The 19,624-nt window shown below is 71.7% G+C and carries 16 protein-coding genes; 10 read left to right on the top strand and 6 right to left on the bottom strand.

The annotated features are described in order from the left end of the window. Nucleotides 1-58: 58 nt before the first annotated feature. Nucleotides 59-697, bottom strand: coding sequence for a TetR/AcrR family transcriptional regulator (locus LMU33_RS19440; RefSeq protein WP_228621755.1), 639 nt, complete (start codon nucleotides 695-697; stop codon nucleotides 59-61). Nucleotides 698-857: 160 nt separating this feature from the next. Between LMU33_RS19440 and LMU33_RS19435 the strand changes: the two genes are divergently transcribed. Both LMU33_RS19435 and LMU33_RS19430 read left to right on the top strand, forming a co-directional pair. Further along, nucleotides 858-3,098 carry an MMPL family transporter gene (locus LMU33_RS19435; RefSeq protein ID WP_228621754.1) on the top strand — a complete coding sequence of 747 codons (2,241 nt, stop codon included), beginning with the start codon at nucleotides 858-860 and terminating at the stop codon, nucleotides 3,096-3,098. Between the two features lie 148 nt (nucleotides 3,099-3,246). Next, nucleotides 3,247-4,290 carry a zinc-dependent alcohol dehydrogenase family protein gene (locus LMU33_RS19430; RefSeq protein WP_228621753.1) on the top strand — a complete coding sequence of 348 codons (1,044 nt, stop codon included), beginning with the start codon at nucleotides 3,247-3,249 and terminating at the stop codon, nucleotides 4,288-4,290. Here LMU33_RS19430 and LMU33_RS19425 read toward each other — a convergent pair. The 4 genes from LMU33_RS19425 to LMU33_RS19410 form a co-directional block, all read right to left on the bottom strand. Continuing rightward, complete coding sequence (locus LMU33_RS19425) at nucleotides 4,271-4,834, bottom strand: GNAT family N-acetyltransferase (RefSeq protein WP_228621752.1); 564 nt, start codon at nucleotides 4,832-4,834, stop codon at nucleotides 4,271-4,273. The two genes, LMU33_RS19430 and LMU33_RS19425, sit on opposite strands and share 20 nt — an antisense overlap. Before the next feature lie 55 nt (nucleotides 4,835-4,889). Continuing rightward, the gene (locus LMU33_RS19420) at nucleotides 4,890-5,084 is read right to left on the bottom strand and encodes a helix-turn-helix transcriptional regulator (protein WP_228621751.1); all 195 of its coding nucleotides are present in this window, start codon (nucleotides 5,082-5,084) and stop codon (nucleotides 4,890-4,892) included. 389 nt (nucleotides 5,085-5,473) lie between these two features. Beyond that, complete coding sequence (locus LMU33_RS19415; protein ID WP_372478013.1) at nucleotides 5,474-6,427, bottom strand: helix-turn-helix domain-containing protein; 954 nt, start codon at nucleotides 6,425-6,427, stop codon at nucleotides 5,474-5,476. Between the two features lie 41 nt (nucleotides 6,428-6,468). Continuing rightward, on the bottom strand, nucleotides 6,469-7,386 hold the full coding sequence (locus LMU33_RS19410; protein WP_228621749.1) for a sugar phosphate isomerase/epimerase family protein: 918 nt from the start codon (nucleotides 7,384-7,386) through the stop codon (nucleotides 6,469-6,471). 125 nt (nucleotides 7,387-7,511) lie between these two features. Here LMU33_RS19410 and iolC point away from each other — a divergent pair, with 125 nt between their 5' ends. The 6 genes from iolC (at nucleotide 7,512) to LMU33_RS19380 (ending at nucleotide 15,413) form a co-directional block, all read left to right on the top strand. Next, nucleotides 7,512-8,462, top strand: a complete 951-nt coding sequence (iolC, locus tag LMU33_RS19405; protein WP_228621748.1) for a 5-dehydro-2-deoxygluconokinase — start codon at nucleotides 7,512-7,514, stop codon at nucleotides 8,460-8,462. Between the two features lie 65 nt (nucleotides 8,463-8,527). Next, a complete protein-coding gene (locus LMU33_RS19400) occupies nucleotides 8,528-9,406 on the top strand; it encodes a Cgl0159 family (beta/alpha)8-fold protein (RefSeq protein ID WP_228621747.1) in 879 nt (292 codons plus the stop codon). Between the two features lie 7 nt (nucleotides 9,407-9,413). Beyond that, nucleotides 9,414-10,244, top strand: coding sequence for a 5-deoxy-glucuronate isomerase (gene iolB, locus LMU33_RS19395; RefSeq protein WP_228621746.1), 831 nt, complete (start codon nucleotides 9,414-9,416; stop codon nucleotides 10,242-10,244). Continuing rightward, nucleotides 10,241-12,121: a 3D-(3,5/4)-trihydroxycyclohexane-1,2-dione acylhydrolase (decyclizing) gene (gene iolD, locus LMU33_RS19390; RefSeq protein WP_228621745.1), complete on the top strand. Its 1,881-nt coding sequence runs from the start codon at nucleotides 10,241-10,243 to the stop codon at nucleotides 12,119-12,121. Before iolB ends, iolD begins: the two co-directional genes overlap by 4 nt. 16 nt (nucleotides 12,122-12,137) lie before the next feature. Continuing rightward, nucleotides 12,138-13,640 carry a CoA-acylating methylmalonate-semialdehyde dehydrogenase gene (mmsA, locus tag LMU33_RS19385; RefSeq protein ID WP_228621744.1) on the top strand — a complete coding sequence of 501 codons (1,503 nt, stop codon included), beginning with the start codon at nucleotides 12,138-12,140 and terminating at the stop codon, nucleotides 13,638-13,640. 309 nt (nucleotides 13,641-13,949) lie between these two features. Beyond that, nucleotides 13,950-15,413: an APC family permease gene (locus LMU33_RS19380; RefSeq protein ID WP_228621743.1), complete on the top strand. Its 1,464-nt coding sequence runs from the start codon at nucleotides 13,950-13,952 to the stop codon at nucleotides 15,411-15,413. Here the strand turns inward: LMU33_RS19380 and LMU33_RS19375 are convergent, their stop codons facing one another. Continuing rightward, nucleotides 15,414-15,821: a GNAT family N-acetyltransferase gene (locus tag LMU33_RS19375; protein ID WP_228621742.1), complete on the bottom strand. Its 408-nt coding sequence runs from the start codon at nucleotides 15,819-15,821 to the stop codon at nucleotides 15,414-15,416. Between the two features lie 116 nt (nucleotides 15,822-15,937). Here LMU33_RS19375 and LMU33_RS19370 point away from each other — a divergent pair, with 116 nt between their 5' ends. Both LMU33_RS19370 and LMU33_RS19365 read left to right on the top strand, forming a co-directional pair. After that, nucleotides 15,938-18,589 carry a CocE/NonD family hydrolase gene (locus LMU33_RS19370; RefSeq protein WP_228621741.1) on the top strand — a complete coding sequence of 884 codons (2,652 nt, stop codon included), beginning with the start codon at nucleotides 15,938-15,940 and terminating at the stop codon, nucleotides 18,587-18,589. Next, complete coding sequence (locus tag LMU33_RS19365) at nucleotides 18,586-19,440, top strand: ABC transporter permease (protein WP_228621740.1); 855 nt, start codon at nucleotides 18,586-18,588, stop codon at nucleotides 19,438-19,440. The genes LMU33_RS19370 and LMU33_RS19365 overlap by 4 nt, the downstream gene beginning before the upstream one ends. The last annotated feature ends 184 nt before the right edge of the window (nucleotides 19,441-19,624 follow it).

Here is a 19,624-nt window from a genome sequence, read left to right as displayed (position 1 = left end):
CCGGGGGGCGCAGTTCGGGTGGGTTCCGTTCGCGGCCGGTCCGCTCCCCGGACCGGCCTCACCCGAGCCGGTCGCCCACCAGTGGTCGCAGGTAGCGGACCATGACGTTCTTGATCTCCTGGACATAGGCCGCGCGTTCGGTGCCCTCGTGGGCGAGGACCAGTTCGAGGCCGGACTTGTAGATGCCGAAGCAGACGTGCGCCGTGCGGGTGACGTCGGCCCGGGTGGCGCCTGGCATGAGGGTGGTGAGCAGGTCCTCGGTCCGGCCGATCAGCGTCGCGTGCAGCTGGTCGTGCGTCTCGGCCATCCGGCCCGGGATGTCGGGGCCGTGCATCAGCGCGAAGAACACCGGGTGCTCGGTGTTGAAGGCCATGAACCGGTCGATGGTGGAACCGATGGCCTCCTCCAGCGGGGTGGCGGGATCGACGGGGGCCAGCGCCTCGCCGTAGGTCTCCCGCAGCTCGTGGACGAGCCGGTCGCCCAGCTCGATCGCGATCGCCTCCTTGTTCGGGAAGAACTGGTAGAGCGTGCCGGGCGAGACGCCGGCCTCGCGGGCGATGGCATTGGTGCTGGCGGCGGTGTAGCCGGTGGTGCAGAAGACCCGCGCGGCCGCTTCGAGCAACTGGGCGATACGGCGCTCCCCGCGGGCCTGCCGGCGGCGCGGCTGCTCCTTCTGTGTCTGCGGGTTGTCGGGCACGCGTTATCCCCAGCTCTCCGAACCTGATTGACAAACACGAGTGGCCGCTCGCATTCTGGAGAAACGCGAGCGATCTCTCGTGTTTGTCAGTCTATTGGCAATGGGCGACTCATGCTGCCTGCCTGCACAGACATGGGTCAGGTGAAGGGGACACCGCACGATGACCGAAGTCAACACGCCGCCGCGGACGGGGGAGGAAGCGCCGCAAGGGGCGCAGGAGGGACCGCGGAAGGGGGTACCGCCCCGACCCGGCCGCTACACCCGATTCGTCACCGCCCGCCCACGCCTGTCACTCCTCGTGGCCCTGGTGCTCACCGCGCTCGCCGTGCTGGCCGGCAGCGGAGTCGCGGACCGCCTCGGCAGCGGCGGCTGGGAGGATCCGGCCGCCGAGTCGACGTACGCCACCAAGGCCCTGGAGCGCGAGTTCCCCGACTCCCAGCCGAACCTGCTGCTCCTGGTCGACTCGGGCCGGGCCTCGGTCGACGATCCGGCGGTCGCGTCCGAAGCCCGTGACCTGGCCGGCCGGTTGGCGGGGGAGAAGGGCGTGACCGGCGTCGGCTCCTACTGGCAGAGCAGGTCACCGGCCCTGCGCGCCAAGGACGGCCACGAGGCGCTGATCGCCGCCCGCATCACCGGCGACGACAACGCGATGGGCCGGACGCTCGACCGCATCGCCCCGCACTACCGGGGCACGCACGGCCCGGTCCGGGTGAGGGTCGGCGGCATCGTCGCGGTCCGGCACGAGATGCAGACGATCATCAAGGAGGACCTGGCCCGCGCCGAGGTGATCGCCCTGCCGATCACACTGGTGCTGCTGGTGATGGTCTTCGGCAGCGCGATCGCCGCCCTGCTGCCGCTCGGCATCGGCATCGTCGCCATCCTCGGCACCAACGCCGTCCTGCGTGGCCTGACGGCCTTCACCGACGTCTCCGTCTTCGCGCTCAACCTCACCACGGCCCTCGGCCTCGGCCTGGCCATCGACTACGCCCTGTTCATCGTCCGCCGCTTCCGCGAGGAACTGTCCACGGGCGCCACCCCGTTGACCGCGGTCGGCACGACCCTGCGCACCGCCGGCCGCACGGTCCTGTTCTCCGCCCTCACGGTGGCGGTGTCCCTGGCCGCCATGATGGTCTTCCCGCAGTACTTCCTGCGGTCCTTCGCCTACGCCGGCATCGCCGTGGTCCTGCTCGCCGCGGCCGCCGCCCTGATCCTGCTCCCGGCCGCCCTGGTCCTGCTCGGCCACCGGGTCAACTCCCTGGACCTGCGGCGGCTGTTCCGCCGGCGCCGAGCCCCGGAGCCCGCCGAGGCGGCCACCGCGACCCCCGGGACCGCCTGGGCCCGCGCCGCAGGCCTGGTGATGCGCAGGGCCCCGCTCTTCGCGCTCGGCACCACCGTCCTGCTGGTGGCCCTCGGACTGCCCTTCCTGGGCGTGAAGTTCGGCACCGCCGACGACCGCCAGCTGCCCTCGACCGCCGAGTCCCACGTGGTGCAGGAGCACGTCCGCGAGGGCTTCCCCGGCAGCCCCGGCGGCGGTCTCGAGGTCCTTGCCGAGGGCAGGGCCACCGCCGCCCAGTACGCCGCCTACAAGCAGCGGGTGGCCGCCCTTCCCGAAGTGGCCCGCGTCGACGGCCCGCTGGTCAAGGGCGACGCCGCCTACTTCACGGTGCAGCCGAGGGGGGAGGCCGTGGACGATCCGGCCCAGCGCCTGGTCGGTGACCTGCGCTCGCTGCACACCCCCTTCGACGCCAAGGTGACCGGCACGGCCGCCGTCCTCGTCGACACCAAGCACGCGATAGGCCGGCGCCTGCCCTGGGCCGCCGCGTTCATCGCCGTCGTCACGCTCCTGCTGGTCTTCCTGCTCACCGGAAGCGTGCTGATACCCGTGCAGGCCGTGGTGCTCAACGCGCTCAGCCTGACCGCGATGTTCGGTGCCGTGGTCTGGGTGTTCCAGGACGGCCACCTCTCCGGCGCCCTCGGCTTCACCAGCTCCGGCTCCATCGAGACCACCCTGCCAGTGCTGATGTTCTGCGTGGCCTTCGGGCTCTCCATGGACTACGGCGTGTTCCTGCTCTCCCGCATCAAGGAGGAGTACGACCGCACCGGCGACCACGACGCGGCGGTGCGGCACGGACTCCAGCGCACCGGTGGACTGATCACCGCGGCGGCGGTCATCCTCGCGGTGGTGATGGTCGCCATCGGCACCTCACGGGTGACCAACACCAAGATGCTCGGCCTGGGCATCGCGCTGGCGGTCCTGATGGACGCGATGGTGGTCCGCAGCCTGCTGGTACCGGCGATCATGCGCTTGACGGGCAGGGCCACGTGGTGGGCTCCGGCTCCGTTGCGCCGCTTCCACGAACGGTTCGGTGTGAGCGAGGGGGACGACAGGCGACCCGCGTAAGGGGCGCAGGGCTGCGGGCGCGGGCTGCATCGAACATGCGGCTACCGCCGCGGCAGCGCAGACCAGCCCCGACGAACGGGAACCGGCGCCACAACCCGGCGGCCCCCGAACCGTCTAGTCTGCGCGGAGGTTTCCGAAAGGAGTGCGGATGCGAGCGGTGGTGTTCGAGCGGTACGGCGAGCCGGCCGAGGTGCGGGACGTACCCGACCCGGAGCCTGCGGAGCACGGCGTCGTCGTGCGGGTCGAGGCGACCGGCCTCTGCCGAAGCGACTGGCACGGCTGGATGGGCCACGACCCCGACATCACGCTGCCGCACGTGCCCGGGCACGAACTCGCCGGTGTCGTGGAGTCGGTGGGTTCCCGGGTGACCGGGTGGCGGACCGGCGACCGGGTCACCGTGCCGTTCGTCTGCGCCTGCGGCACCTGCCCGGCCTGCGCGGCGGGCGACCAGCAGGTGTGCGAACGCCAGACCCAGCCGGGCTTCCACCACTGGGGCTCCTTCGCCGAGTACGTCGCCCTCGACCACGCCGACGTCAACCTGGTCGCGATCCCCGACGACATGGCGTACGCCACCGCCGCCGCCCTCGGCTGCCGTTTCGCCACCGCCTTCCGCGCGGTGGTGCAGCAGGGCCGGGTGGCGGCGGGGGAGTGGGTCGCGGTGCACGGTTGCGGCGGGGTCGGGCTGTCGGCGGTGATGATCGCGGCGGCGGCCGGGGCACGCGTGGTCGCCGTCGACGTGTCGCCGCAGGCCCTCGACCTGGCGCGGAAGTTCGGTGCCGCGCAGTGCCTGGACGCGACCGGTACGGCGGACACGGCCGCCGCCGTCCGCGAGCTGACCGACGGCGGCGCCCATCTCTCCCTGGACGCCCTCGGCTCGCCCGCCACCTGCGCCGCGTCCGTGAACGGCCTGCGCCGCCGGGGCCGGCATGTCCAGGTGGGCCTGCTGCCCTCGGCCGACGGCACCACCCCCGTGCCGCTGGCCCGTGCCATCGCCCTGGAACTCGAACTCCTCGGCAGCCATGGCATGGCCGCCCACACCTACCCCGGCATGCTCGGTCTGGTCCGATCCGGCACCCTGCGCCCCGACCTCCTGGTGACGTCCACCCTCACACTCGACGCCGCACCGGCGGCCCTCGCGGCGATGGGTACGGCACCGGGGGCCGGGGTCACGGTCATCGAGCCGTGGGGCTGAGAGCAGCCCACTCCCGGTCCAGGATCGACATGATCACCTCGTCCGCCCACTCGCCGTCGCGCCGCTGCACCGCCCGCCGCACGCCCTCGACCACGAATCCGGCCTTCTCGTAGACCCGCCGGGCACGTGCGTTGTGGGCGTACACCTCCAACTGGACGCGGTGCAGACCGAGTTGCTCGAAGCCGTAGCCCACGATCAGCCGGGTCGCCTCGGTGCCGATCCCGCGGCCGCGGCCCCGGGGGCCGATGAGCGTGCGGAAGGTGCAGCTTCCGGCGGCCGGGTCGTACTCGTACAGGACGACCTCGCCCAGGAGCTCGCCGGTCCCGGGGTCCGTGACGGCGAGGTCGAGACGGTCGGGTGCGGTGCCCCGGGAGCCGTACCAGGACCGCACCCGCTCCAGGGTGAGCTCGTCGGACGGCTCGTAGGTGAAGCGGAGGACCTCGGGGTCGGCCATGATCTCCCACATGACGTCGGCATCGGCCTCGGTGAAGGGCCGCAGTACGGTCTTCCGGCCGGTCAGGGTGGGTTTGACGGAGAAGCTCATGGGGGTGACTGTGCCTCACAGGTCCCGTGAGGCACAGCCGATTTACGGGTGGGTGTCAGGCACGGCCGCGGTTGCCCGGCCGGGAGGCGACCCAGGCGCGGACGGTGTCGGCGTACCAGTAGGGCTTGCCGCTCTCCACATGGTCGGGCGGAGGCAGCAGCCCGTGCTTGCGATAGGACCGCACGGTGTCCGGCTGCACTTTGATGTGCGCCGCGATCTCCTTGTAGGACCAGAGCCTTTGGTCGGTCATGAGTTGCACCTCCCTGTGCGCGCCACAGCGGCGACCGGGGGCGGTCGTCGGGGGAGCCGGGCGCTGCGCCGGCGATCACCAAGCCTGCGTTCGGTGAACGACGCAGAGTGACCGGCGTCAGTGCCTGTCGACACGATGTGACACACAACCCGCGTACATGCGACGTGTGTGACACGGAGGAGGTGTTTGTGACACAGCCGCTGCAAAGGCGTACGCCGGGGCGTCGGCGGGTCGCGTTGATTCCGGGCCGGGAAGGGGGTGGCGGAACCGGTCGTCCACGGCCGGCGGAAGCGGGTCGAGAGGACGGGCCGGGTCCGCTGCGTCAGACCCGGCCCGCCGCCTTCCCCGTGACGCTCCGGCGGCCGCTTCACCCAGGGATGCCCCCTGGATCAGTCCCCCTGGCCGCCGGAGGGCCCCGACTCTGCGGGGCGCATGATGGCCGGGCGATCAGCGTGCCGGGCCCGGCCCGCCCGGGTCTTGGAGAAAAGCGCACCGCGGCCGGGGGCGAGCAGCAGGCTGGTGGCCTCGCCCGCCAGCCGGTCGGTCACGGCGCCCGCCGCCGGCAGCCGCCGGGCCACCAGGAACTCCCCGGGAGTGCAGCCCGTCATGGCCTTGAACTCGCCGCTGAAGTGCGCCTGGTCGTAGTAGCCGCACACCGCCGCGGTCTCCGCCTGCCCGTGCCCGGCGGCCAGCAGCCGCCGTGCCCGCTGCAGCCGCAGCACCCGGGCCGCCGCCTTCGGGGACAGACCGATCTGTTCCCGGAAGCGGTTCTCCAGGTGCCGTACGCTCCAGCCCACTTCCTCGGCCAGTCGGGGCACCGGCAGCGCGCCGGCGTGGCGCCGCAGCAGCGACCAGGCGTGCACCACCCGCTCGGACACGGGCACTCCGGCACGGAACCGCTCCAGCAACTCCCGGTCGAGCAACGCGAACCGCTCGGGCCAGCCCGGCAACGCCGCCAGCGCACCGGCCAGTTCACCGAGACGGAACTCCTCCGCGTCCACCGACCGGTTGGCCAGCTCGTACTGAGGCGTACCGAACAACGTGAACGCGGCCCAGGGAGCGAGCAGCACCTCGACGCCGGACAGCCGGCCGCCGTGCTCACCGAGGGCGGGGGTGGTGGTCAGCCCGTTGACCACGGACACCAGCGACACCGGAGGCCGGCCGGCACGGGAGATGCGCACCGGCTGCTCGAAACCCAGCAGCAACGTGGCCGCACCGATCGGCGCCTCCAGCCGGCGGCGCGGCCGGTCGAGGCGCACCCGAACCCCGCGATAACTGATCACACCGGGCCGCAACGCCGGATGGGGCCGGGCAGGCACGGTCTCCCAGGACACGCCGCCCATGCTACGAGCAGTAACGGCAACCCCCTAGGGATCAGGCGCCCCTACACCCCGCAAGACCGAAGAAACGCCCGGGTCCGCCGGGCGATGGGCAACGGCGTATCCGGCGCGCACGGATACATGTCCTGCTCGACGATCGCGAACAGATCCACGCCCAGTCGCTGCGCGGCCTCCAGCACGGGCCCCAACTCCGGCACACCGCGCGGCGGTTCGCACATCACGCCCTGGGCCACCGCAGGCCCGAACGGCGTGCCCTTGGCCCGTACGTCCGCGAGGATCTCCGGATCCACCTGCTTGAGGTGCAGATACCCGATCCGTTCCCCGTACGTCTCGATCAACCGCACGCTGTCCCCGCCGCAGTACGCGTAGTGCCCGGTGTCCAGGCACAGCGACACCAGGTGGGAGTCCGTGCCGTCGAGGAAGCGGCTGACGTTCTCCTCGCTGTCGATGTGGGTGTCGGCATGCGGATGGACGACGATCGTCAGCCCGTACCGCTCCCGCACCTCCCGCCCGAGCCGCTCGGTCAGCGAGGTCAGGTTCCGCCACTGCTCGGCGGTCAGCGTGTCCGGCTCCAGCACCTCGCCCGTCTTGTCGTCCCGCCAGAAGGACGGGATGACGACGAGATGCCGGGCGCCCATCGCCTGGGTCAGTGCCGCGATGTCCGACACGTGCGCCCACGTCTTGTCCCACACGGACTCACCGTGGTGCAGGCCCGTGAAGACGGTGCCGGCCGACACCTTCAGGCCGCGCCGCGCGGTCTCCTCCGCGAGCACGGCGGGGTCGCTGGGGAGATAGCCGTAGGGGCCGAGTTCGATCCACTCGTAGCCGGAGCCGGCCACCTCGTCGAGGAAGCGCTGCCAGGGCACCTGGCGGGGGTCGTCGGGGAACCACACGCCCCAGGAGTCGGGCGCCGATCCGATCCGGATACGGGACAGTGAGAAGGAGGGTGACAGCGACGTCATGGGCGCCAGAGTGCGGGCGCCCGGAAAGCGGTGTCAAGAGCTGGTCCGAATGTCTGGACAAAACATTGACAGGGTTCGCCGTACGGGACTAGAAAGCCGGGGAGAGTCAAGACGAAGGGAAGCCGATGGCCTACGACCTGATCACCATGGGGCGGATCGGAGTGGACCTCTACCCGCTGCAGACCGGCGTCCCGCTCGCCCAGGTGTCGTCCTTCGGCAAGTTCCTCGGCGGGTCGGCGACGAACGTCGCGGTCGCCGCGGCCCGGCTGGGCCGACGCACCGCCGTGATCACCCGCACGGGCGACGACCCGTTCGGCGTCTATCTGCACGAGGCGCTGCGCGGCTTCGGCGTCGACGACCGCTGGGTCACCCCGGTCCGCGGGCTCCCCACCCCGGTCACCTTCTGCGAGGTCTTCCCGCCGGACGACTTCCCGCTCTACTTCTACCGGCAGCCCAAGGCGCCCGACCTGGAGATCGACGCCCACGACCTGGACCTCGGCGCCATCCGGGAGGCCCGTATCTTCTGGGTCACCGGAACCGGCCTGAGCGAGGAGCCGAGCCGTACGGCGACCCTCGCGGCCCTCGCCCACCGGGCGAAGGCGGGTACCACGGTGTTCGACCTCGACTGGCGGCCCATGTTCTGGTCCGACCCCGACGCGGCCCGCCTCTTCTACGCCGAGGCCCTGCGCCACACCACGGTCGCGGTCGGCAACCTGGACGAGGTGGAGGTCGCCACCGGCGTACGCGAACCGCACGCAGCCGCCCGCGCGCTGCTCGACGCGGGCGTGGAGATCGCCGTGGTCAAGCAGGGCCCCAAGGGTGTCCTGGCGGTCGGCGCGTCCGGCGAGTCCGCCGAGGTGCCGCCCCTGCCCGTCGACGTCCTCAACGGCCTCGGCGCCGGAGACGCCTTCGGCGGCTCCCTCTGCCACGGCCTGCTGGCCGGCTGGGACCTGGAGACGATCATGCGGCACGCCAACGCGGCCGGCGCCATCGTCGCCTCCCGCCTGGAGTGCTCCTCCGCGATGCCCACCCCGGACGAGGTGGCCGCCGCGCTCGACGCCGGAGCGGTGCTGTGAGGGCGGGCCGGGTCACGGGCACGCACACCGAGGGCGGGGACGCCGGACGGAGGCCCCGTGTCGATGTGTCCGAACTCGTCCGTATCCGCACCCACCACCCCGAGGCGATCGCCGAGGCGGCCGTGCGCCGGGTGCGCAGGCCGTTGCTCAACGAGAGCGGCAAGCTGATGATCGTCGCCGCCGACCACCCCGCCCGGGGTGCCCTCGGGGTCGGCGACCGCAAGCTCGCCATGGCCAACCGCGCCGACCTGCTCCAGCGGCTGTGCCTGGCACTGTCCCGGCCCGGCGTGGACGGCGTCCTCGCCACCGCCGACATCCTGGACGACCTGCTCCTGCTCGGCGCCCTCGACCACAAGGTGGTCATGGGCTCCATGAACCGCGGTGGACTGCAGGGCGCCAGCTTCGAGCTGGACGACCGGTTCACCGGGCACCGCCCCGAGGACATCCAGCGGCTCGGTTTCGACGCGGGCAAACTGCTGCTGCGCATCGACTACGACGACCCCGGCTCCCTGACCACCCTGGAGTCCACCGCCCGCGCCATCGACGACATGGCCGCGCGCCGGCTGCCCGTCTTCGTCGAGCCGTTCATCAGCCGCCGCACCCCCGAGGGGAAGGTCGGCAACGACCTGTCGGCCGAGGCGGTCACCAAGTCCATCGCCATCGCCTCCGGCCTCGGCGGCTCCTCCGCCTACACCTGGCTGAAGGTGCCGGTCACGGAGAACCCCGACGACATGGCCCGGGTCATGGAGACCTCCACCCTGCCGGCCGTGCTGCTCGGCGGTGACATCGGCGACTCGCCCGAGGACCAGGTCGCCGCCTACGAGAAGTGGCGCGGCGCGCTCCAACTCCCCACCGTGCGCGGCCTGGTGGTCGGCCGCTCGCTGCTGTACCCGGCGGACGGCGATGTGGCCGCCGCCGTGGACACCGCCGTAGGACTGCTGTGAGGGCCGCATGACCAGCACCGATCTGCATCTGCCCAGGGGCGCCACCGCGAACGCCCAGTACGCCGTCGACATCGAGCCCAAGTTGGCCGGCTGGACACACAGCAGCCTGCGCGTGGTCGAGCTGGCGCCCGGCGGCAGCCATACGTTCACCACCGGCGACAGCGAGTGGATCGTGCTTCCGCTGGAAGGCGGATGTACCGTGCGGATCGAGACCGCATCGACCGAGAAGGGCGAGTTCCAACTCCTGGGTAGGGAAAGCGTGTTCGCGGACGTCTCCGACTTCGCGTACGCGCCCCGCGACACCCGGGTCCAGATCGCCTCCGGCGCGGGAGGCCGCTTCGCCCTGGCAGGAGCGAAGTGCGAGCGACGACTCCCCGCCCGCTACGGCCCCGCGCCGGAGGTCCCCGTCGAGGAGCGCGGCAGCGGAGACTGCGCGCGCCGGGTGCGCAACTTCGCCTCCGCGGACTCCTTCGACTGCGACAGGCTGATCGCCGTGGAGGTGATCACGCCGGGCGGCAACTGGTCGTCGTACCCGCCGCACAAGCACGACGAGCACCGGCCGGGCGAGGAGTCCGAGCTGGAGGAGATCTACTACTTCGAGATCGACGGCCCGAACGGACTCGGCTACCAGCGCGTGTTCCCCTCGCGCGAGGGCGGGTCCGACGTCCTCGCCGAGGTGCGTTCCGGCGACGCCGTCCTCGTCCCCGACGGCTGGCACGGCCCGTCCATCGCCCAGCCCGGACACGACATGTACTACCTGAACGTCATGGCGGGCCCGGGCGAGACCCGGGAGTGGCGGATCTGCTTCCACCCGGACCACACGGAGGGGTACCGATGACGACGACCCGGCTGACCGTCGCGCAGGCGCTGGTCCGCTTCCTGGCCGCCCAGTACACCGAACGCGACGGCGAGCGGCGGCGGCTGATCGGCGCCACCTGGGGCATCTTCGGCCACGGCAATGTCGCGGGCCTCGGCCAGGCACTGATCGAGTACGCCGACGTCATGCCGTACCACCAGGGCCGCAACGAGCAGTCCATGGTGCACGCGGCGGTCGGCTACGCCCGCCAGTCGAACCGCCTGTCCACGCACGCGGTGACGACGTCGATTGGCCCGGGCGCGACCAACCTGGTCACGGGCGCCGCCCTGGCCACCATCAACCACCTGCCGGTCCTGCTCCTGCCGGGCGACGTCTTCGCCACCCGCCCCGCCGACCCGGTCCTGCAGCAGCTGGAGGTGCCGTACGCGGGCGATGTGTCGGTCAACGACACCCTGCGCCCGGTGTCGAAGTACTTCGACCGCATCACCCGCCCGGAAGCCCTGATCCCGAGCGCCCTGCAGGCCATGCGGGTCCTCACCGACCCGGTGGAGACCGGCGCGGTCACCCTCGCCCTGCCGCAGGACGTGCAGGCGGAGGCCTTCGACTGGCCGGAGGAGTTCTTCGCCGAGCGCGTGTGGACGGTACGCCGGCCGGGCGCGGACCCGACCGAGCTGGCCGAGGCGGTCCGGGCGATCCGCGAGGCACACCGGCCGCTGGTCATCGCGGGCGGCGGAGTCCACCACAGCCGCGCCGAGCTCGCACTCGCCGAGTTCGCGGCGGCCACCCGCATCCCGGTCGCCTCCACCCAGGCCGGCAAGGGCTCCCTGCGCCACGACCACCCGCAGGACGTCGGCGGGGTCGGCCACACCGGCACCGCGACCGCCGACGAACTGGCCCGCACCGCCGACCTGGTGATCGGCGTCGGCACCCGCTACACCGACTTCACCACCGCCTCCGGCACCCTCTTCGAGAACCCGGACGTCCGCTTCCTCAACCTCAACATCGCGCCGTACGACGGCCACAAGCTGTCCGGACTCCCGCTGGTCGCCGACGCCCGCAGCGGCCTGGGCGAGCTGACCGAGGCGCTGGTGATGCACGGGCACGAGGTGGCGGAGTCGTACGTCACCGAGTACACCGAGGACAAGGAGCGCTGGGAGCAGCGCGTCGACGCCTGCTTCGAGGCCGTCGAGCCGGACGTCCGGCCGACCCAGCCGCAGGTCATCGGCGCCCTGGACGCCCTGGTGGACGAGTCCGACGTCATCATCAACGCGGCCGGCTCCCTCCCGGGCGAGCTGCACAAGCTGTGGCGGGCGCGGTCGTACGACCAGTACCACCTTGAGTACGGCTACTCCTGCATGGGCTACGAGATCCCGGCCGCGCTCGGCGTGAAGCTGGCCGCGCCGGAGCGGAACGTGTGGGCGCTGGTCGGCGACGGCACGTACCTGATGATGCCGACGGAGATCGTGACGGCCGTGCAGGAGGGCGTGGCGATCAAGATCCTGCTGGTGCAGAACCACGGGTACGCGTCCATCGGCGGGCTCTCGGAGTCGGTGGGCGGCGAGCGGTTCGGCACCGCCTACCGGTTCCAGGCCGGGGACGGGACGTTCACGGGCGCCCCGCTGCCGGTCGACCTCGCCGCCAACGCGGCCAGCCTGGGTATGCGGGTGCTGCGCGCGAAGACCGTACGGGAGCTGCGGGCGGCGCTCGCCGAGGCGCGCGCCGCCGACACTCCCACATGTGTCTACGTGGAGACCGAAACGTCCGACACTGTGTCGGGCGCGCCTCCGGCGCAGGCCTGGTGGGATGTTCCTGTGGCCGAGACCGCGACCCGACCGTCGGCGGTCAAGGCACGAGAGCTGTACGAACGGCACGTCTCGACCCGACGCCGCCATCTGTAATAAGGAGTCTCTGGGCATGACGAAGATCGTCAACCACTGGATCGGCGGGAAGACCGTCGAAGGCGCGTCGGGCACGTACGGGCCGGTCACCGACCCGGCGACCGGCGCGGTCACCACGAAGGTCGCGTTCGCGTCGGTCGACGAGGTCGACGCCGCGGTCGCCGCGGCGAAGGACGCCTATCTGAGCTGGGGCCAGTCCTCGCTGGCCCAGCGGACCACCATCCTCTTCCGGTTCCGTGCGCTGCTCGACGCCCACCGCGACGAGATCGCCGAGCTGATCACCGCCGAGCACGGCAAGGTGCATTCCGACGCGCTCGGCGAGGTCGCGCGCGGCCTGGAGATCGTCGACCTGGCCTGCGGCATCAACGTCCAGCTGAAGGGCGAGCTGTCCACGCAGGTCGCCAGCCGGGTCGACGTCTCCTCGATCCGGCAGCCGCTCGGTGTCGTCGCCGGCATCACGCCGTTCAACTTCCCGGCGATGGTCCCGATGTGGATGTTCCCCATCGCCATCGCGTGCGGCAACACGTTCGTGCTGAAGCCGAGCGAGAAGGACCCGTCGGCCTCCGTCCGGATCGCCGAGCTGCTGTCCGAGGCGGGTCTGCCGGACGGCGTCTTCAACGTCGTCCACGGCGACAAGGTGGCCGTGGACCGCCTGCTGGAGCACCCCGACGTCAAGGCGGTGTCGTTCGTCGGCTCCACCCCGATCGCCCGCTACATCCACACCACGGCCTCCGCCAACGGCAAGCGGGTGCAGGCCCTGGGCGGCGCCAAGAACCACATGCTGGTCCTGCCGGACGCCGACCTGGACGCGGCGGCCGACGCGGCGGTCTCGGCGGCCTACGGCTCGGCGGGCGAGCGCTGCATGGCCATCTCGGCGGTCGTGGCCGTGGGCGCGATCGGCGACACGCTGGTGGAGAAGATCCGCGAGCGCGCCGTGAAGATCAAGATCGGTCCGGGCAACGACCCGACGTCCGAGATGGGCCCGCTGATCACCGCGGCCCACCGCGACAAGGTCGCGTCCTATGTGTCGGGTGCCGCCGACGAGGGCGCCGAGGTGGTCCTGGACGGCACCGGCTACACCGTCGAGGGCTTCGAGGACGGGCACTGGATCGGCATCTCGCTGCTGGACAGGGTGCCCACCAGCGCCAGGGCCTACCAGGACGAGATCTTCGGCCCGGTGCTGTGCGTGCTGCGCGTGGACACCTACGACGAGGGCGTGGCGCTCATCAACGCCTCGCCGTTCGGCAACGGCACCGCGATCTTCACGCGGGACGGCGGCGCGGCCCGCCGCTTCCAGCTGGAGATCGAGGCCGGCATGGTCGGCGTGAACGTGCCGATCCCGGTCCCGGTGGGCTACCACTCCTTCGGCGGCTGGAAGGACTCGCTCTTCGGCGACCACCACATCTACGGCAACGACGGCACGCACTTCTACACCCGCGGCAAGGTCGTCACCACGCGCTGGCCCGACCCGGCCGACGCCCCGGCGGGCGTGGACCTGGGCTTCCCGCGCAACCACTGAGCGACCGGCAGGGGCCGAGAGGGCCCGACAGGGCCGTCCGCTATGCGGACGGCCCTGTTTTTTTGTGCGGGGACGCTGCGATTCTCGTACGGCCGCAAGGGCCCGCCCATAGGGACCGTTGGTACGAGAATCGGCGATCGACCGCTTCTTTGCTGCGGATTTCGTAGGTGAACACCCATTGACGCGGCGGTTTTCGTCGGGGTTCCATTCAGCCGCCGGGAGCGGACCAGAGCATGTACGACCAGCCGCCGGAGGCGATAGCGCTCCCGACCCCCACCCTCACTCGCACGAGTCGATCGGAACCGCCGCATGACCGACACGCTCCGCTCTGTCGACCCAGCCGTCATAGCCGCTTCTGACAGCCCTCAGAAACTCAAGCGGTCCATCGGCGTCGTCGGCGGCACCCTGCTCACCCTCTCGTGCGTCACGCCCGCCTCCACGCTCTTCGTGATCGTGCCCGACCTGTTCTCCAGCCTGGGCACGGCGACGGCGCTCTGCCTCGCCATCGGCGCGCTCCTCTGTATCCCCGTGGCCTTCTGCTACTCGGAGCTGGGCACCCTCATCCCCAGCGCGGGCGGCGAGTACGCCATCGTCTCCACCCTCGCCGGACGGCTCGCCGGCTGGCTGGCCTTCGTGATGTCGCTGCTCGTCGTGATGATCGTCCCCCCGGTCATCGCCATGGGCACCGCCGACTACCTCGCCCCCCTCGTCCACCTCGACCCGTCCATGACGGGCGCCGGCGTGATGATCGCGGCCACCCTCGCCGGCCTGCTGGACCTGCGCGCCAACGCCTGGATCACCGGCATCTTCCTGGTCCTGGAGGTCGTCGCCGCCGGAGTCGTCGCCCTGCTCGGCTTCACCCACACCCACCGCGGTGCCGGCAGCCTCGTGAGCTCGCTGCAGGTCGCCGGCGAGCACACGCACGTCACCCCGGTCACGGCCATGATGGTCCTCTCCGGTCTCGCCATCGCCCTCTTCGCCACCCAGGGCTTCTCCACCGCCATCTACCTCTCCGAGGAACTGGAGAACCCGCGCCGCAGCGTCGCCCGTACCGTCCTCGCCACCCTCGCCATCTCCAGCGTCGTCATCCTGGTGCCGGTCGTGGCGATCACCCTCGGCGCCGGTGACCTGAAGACGCTGACCGGCGGCGACATCTCCAGCATGGTCATCGCCTGGAGCAACTCGGCCGTCGGCACCTTCGTCAGCCTGTGCGTCGCCCTCGCGATCATCAACGCGGGCATCGTCATGGTCATCCAGAACTCCCGCGTCCTGTTCGCCTCCGCCCGCGACAAGGCCTGGCCCTCCCCGGTCAACAACGCCCTCGCCAAGCTCGGCCGGTTCGGCTCCCCCTGGGTCGCCACCCTCGTCGTCGGTGTCCCCGGTGCCTTCCTCTGCTTCGTCAACCTGGACACCCTCTACGGCGTCACCGGCGTCGCCGTCACCGGCCTGTACCTGCTGGTCGCGATCGCCTCGCTGCTGTCCCGGCGCGGCGCGCACGGCACCAGGAAGGCGTGGCGGATGCCGCTGTGGCCGACGATGCCGGTCCTGCTGATCGCCGTCCTCGTCTACGTCCTGGTCGAGCAGGACCCGACGTACCTGTGGTGGACCGGCGGCATCACCGCCGTCGCCACCCTCTACTGGGCCTTCTACCTCCGCCCGCGCCGCGAGACCCGCTGGGTGGTGTCCCTCCCGGAGGACGTCCGGCCGGCCGACGAGGAGCAGCTCGCCGAGGGCGCGCCGGTCGCGCCGCTCGCCGAGGGCGCGCAGGCCTAGTCAGAACTCCCAGGTCATCACCCTGCACGAAGCGTCGTCCTTGCCGCCCGCACTGCGATAGGCGGCAAGGGCGACGTCGTTTCCGGTGTCCACCCCGACCCACATGCCGTAGCAGCCCCGCTCGCGGGCCAGCGCGGCCAGCCGCTCCACCAGCGCCCGCCCGATGCCCCGGCGCCGGTACGGCTCCGCCACCGCCAGCTCGTACAGGAACATCTCGGTGCCCTTGTCGGGGTGAACCGTCTCGACCCCGCTGACGAAGCCGACCGGCCCGCCGCCGGCGTACGCCAGCAGCAGATGGTGTCCGGCGGTGGTGAGGAAACGCTCCGCCCACTCCGGACGCGCCGGGTTGTCGAACAGGTGACCGGCGGCGGCGACTTCGGCGACGGTGGTGGCCCGGCGGATGTCCATGCGCCTTCGTACCACGGCTGGTGTACGCCGGGCAGGCCATGTACTCCTGCGGGAGGGGCCGGGGTTCAGCCCAGCGGCCTCAGCGGTTGTCGGTGGCGGCCCGTACCGTTGAGGGCATGGATCTTCGGGTGCCCTCGGTGCGGGGGCTGCTCAAGGGGCCGCGTCGGCTGCTCGCCGCCGCGGCCGCCGTCGTGGTGCTGGCCGGTGCCGGGACATGGACGGCCGCCGCATCCGGTGACACAGCCCCGGTGCACAGGACCGACCGGGTCATGGCGGTCGACGGCGTCCGCCTGGACACGTCGTACTTCACTCCGGCCACCTCCGGACGGCACCCCGCCGTCCTGCTGGCGCACGGCTTCGGCGGCAGCAAGGACGACATGCGCCAGCAGGCCGAGGACCTCGCCGGGGACGGGTACGCGGTCCTGACGTGGTCCGCGCGCGGCTTCGGGAAGTCCACCGGGAAGATCGGGCTCAACGACCCCGAGGGCGAGGTGGCCGACGTCTCCCGGCTCATCGACTGGCTGGCCAAGCGGCCCGAGGTCCAGCTCGACAAGCCCGGCGACCCGCGCGTGGGCATGGCCGGCGGCTCCTACGGCGGCGCGATCTCCCTGCTCACCGCCGGATACGACCACCGGGTGGACGCCATCGCCCCGGCCATCACCTACTGGAACCTCGCGGACGCCCTCTTCCCGAACGGCGTGTTCAAGAAGCTGTGGGCCGGCGTCTTCTTCAACACCGGTGGCGGCTGCGCCCGTTTCGAGCCCGCGCTGTGCCGGATGTACGACAGGGTCGCCGAGTCCGGCACCCCGGACGCGGCCGCTCGCCAACTGCTGGAGCAGCGCTCGCCGTCGGCCGTCGGCGCCCGCATCCGGGTGCCCGCTCTGCTGGTGCAGGGACAGACGGATTCCCTGTTCACCCTCGGCCAGTCCGACGCCGCCGAGAAGGCGATCCGGGCGAACGGCGCCCCCGTCGACGTCGACTGGATCGCGGGCGGCCACGACGGCGGCGACATGGAGACCGGCCGGGTCCAGGCACGCGTACGTGCGTGGTTCGACCGCTACCTCAAGGGCGACGCCTCGGCCGGCACCGGCCCGGCCTTCCGCGTCACCCGCACCGGCGGCGTGAACTCGACCGACGGCACCGCCCAGCTGCGCGGCGCGACCGCCGGCGCCTACACCGGTCTGCGCGACCACCCGCGCCGCATCGCCCTGACCGGCGGCACCGGGCAGCAGGTCGCCAACCCGGCCGGTGCCAGCCCGCCCGGCGTCTCCGCGCTGCCCGGCCTCGGCGGCTTCGGCGGCCTCACCCAGCTGTCCGCGCTAGGCCTCGGCGTCTCCCTCGACTTCCCCGGCCAGTACGCGACGTTCGACTCCGCGCGGCTCACCCGCGACCTGCAGATCACCGGCACCCCGACGGCGACCGTCCACATCACCTCGACCAGCGACGACGCAGTCCTCTTCGGCAAGGTCTACGACGTCGGCCCCGACGGCACCCGGCAGGTGCTGCCCTCCCAGCTCGTCACCCCTTTCCGGGTCACGGGCGCCAGGTCCGGCAAGGACGTCACGGTCACCCTCCCGGCCATCGACCACGAGGTGCAGAAGGGCCACCGGCTCCGCCTGGTCGTCGCCTCCACCGACCTCGGCTACGCCTCCCCGGCCGCGCCGGCCACCTACACCGTCTCCCTCAAGGGAGAGTTGAGCGTGCCGACGGCCCCCGCCGTCACCACCGCCGCGGCACCCCTGCCCGCCTGGGTCTGGTGGCTGCCTGCGGCCGGTGCGGCGGTGGCGCTCGCCCTGCTGCTCACCGCCCGCCGCCGTACGGCCACCCCCGCACCCGATCCCGAACTGGCCGAAGTCCCGCTCGTCATCAAGGACTTGAGCAAGCGGTACGCCAGATCCGCCGACCGGTACGCGGTGCGCGAGCTGTCCTTCCGGGTGGAGAAGGGCCAGGTGCTCGGCCTCCTCGGACCCAACGGCGCGGGAAAGACCACCACCCTGCGCATGCTCATGGGCCTCATCGGCCCGGACGACGGTGAGATCCGCGTCTTCGGCCACGCGATCCGGCCCGGCGCACCCGTGCTGTCGAGGGTCGGCGCCTTCGTGGAGGGCGCGGGCTTCCTGCCGCACCTGTCCGGCCGGGAGAACCTGGAGCTGTACTGGCGGGCCACCGGCCGCCCGCCGGAGGACGCCCACCTGGACGAGGCGTTGGAGATCGCCGGGCTCGGCGACGCGCTCGCCCGCGCGGTGCGCACCTACTCGCAGGGCATGCGCCAGCGCCTCGCCATCGCCCAGGCCATGCTCGGCCTGCCCGACCTGCTCATCCTCGACGAGCCCACCAACGGTCTCGACCCGCCCCAGATACGCGAGATGCGCGAGGTGATGATCCGCTACGCGGCCGGCGGACGCACGGTGATCGTCTCCAGCCATCTCCTCGCCGAGGTCGAGCAGTCCTGCACCCACCTGGTGGTGATGGACCGCGGCCGGCTCGTCCAGGCCGGTCCCGTCGGCGAGATCGTCGGCTCCGGCGACACACTGCTCGTGGGCACCGCCAGACCCGTGGAGGAGCCGGTCGTGGAGAAGGTGACCGCGCTGGCCGGCGTCGCCTCCGCCGTGCGCACCGACGACGGACTGCTGATCCGGCTGAACCCCGGCGGCACGGCCGAGCGGCTGGTCGCGGAGCTGGTGCGGCTGGAGGTGCCGGTCGCCTCGGTCGGCCCGCACCGCCGCCTGGAAGACGCCTTCCTCACCCTGATCGGAGGTTCAGCATGAGCACGCTCACCGAGGTCGCCTCCGGCTTTTCGACGCGGCACACCCTGCCCCTGCGGGTGGAGCTGGTCCGTCAGCTCAAGCGGCGCCGCACCCTGGTCATGGGCGCCGTCCTCGCCCTGCTGCCGTTCGTGCTGCTGATCGCCTTCGCGATCGGCGGCGACCCGTCGAGCCGGGACGGCCGGATCACCCTGATGGACACGGCCACCGCCTCCGGCGCCAACTTCGCCGCGGTGAACCTGTTCGTCTCGGCCGGCTTCCTGCTGGTGATCCCGGTCGCCCTGTTCTGCGGGGACACGGTCGCCTCGGAGGCGAGCTGGTCCTCCCTGCGCTATCTGCTCGCCGCACCCGTGCCGCGCGCCCGGCTGCTGTGGTCCAAGCTGGCCGTGGCGCTCGGGCTGAGCCTCGCCGCGATGATCCTGCTCCCGGTGGTCGCCCTCGCGGCCGGTACGGCGGCCTACGGCTGGGGCCCGCTGCAGATACCGACGGGCGGCGCGCTCGACACCGGCACGGCGACGCAGCGCCTCGCACTGACCGTGGCGTACGTCTTCGTGTCCCAACTGGTCACCGCCGGACTCGCGTTCTGGCTGTCGACGAAGACGGACGCCCCGCTCGGCGCGGTCGGCGGCGCGGTCGGCCTGACCATCGTCGGCAACGTCCTGGACGCCGTCACCGCGCTCGGCCACTGGCGCGACTTCCTGCCCGCGCACTGGCAGTTCGCCTGGGCCGACGCCGTCCAGCCGCACCCGGAGTGGTCCGGCATGATCCAGGGAGCCTCGATCTCCGTGACGTACGCGGTGGTGCTGTTCGCCCTGGCCTTCAGAGGATTCGCCCGCAAGGACGTGGTGTCATAAAGGACGTGGTGTCATAATTTTCTTTTCGGCCGGTATATCGACTGCCTCATGCTTGAAACACCATACGATCAATCGATTCGCCGAACAGATGTGAATAGGTCCGGGGGGACTGAGTAATGCGCTTCTTCACTCCCTTTGCATTCATGCGTATGGAGTAGCGCCTCGCTTTGAGCTGGCCGCGGAC

Source organism: Streptomyces barringtoniae (genome assembly GCF_020819595.1).
Taxonomy (GTDB): Bacteria; Actinomycetota; Actinomycetes; order Streptomycetales; family Streptomycetaceae; genus Streptomyces; species Streptomyces barringtoniae.
The sequence above is the reverse complement of the archived record's forward strand: the minus strand, read 5'-3'. Positions and strand labels throughout refer to the sequence as shown.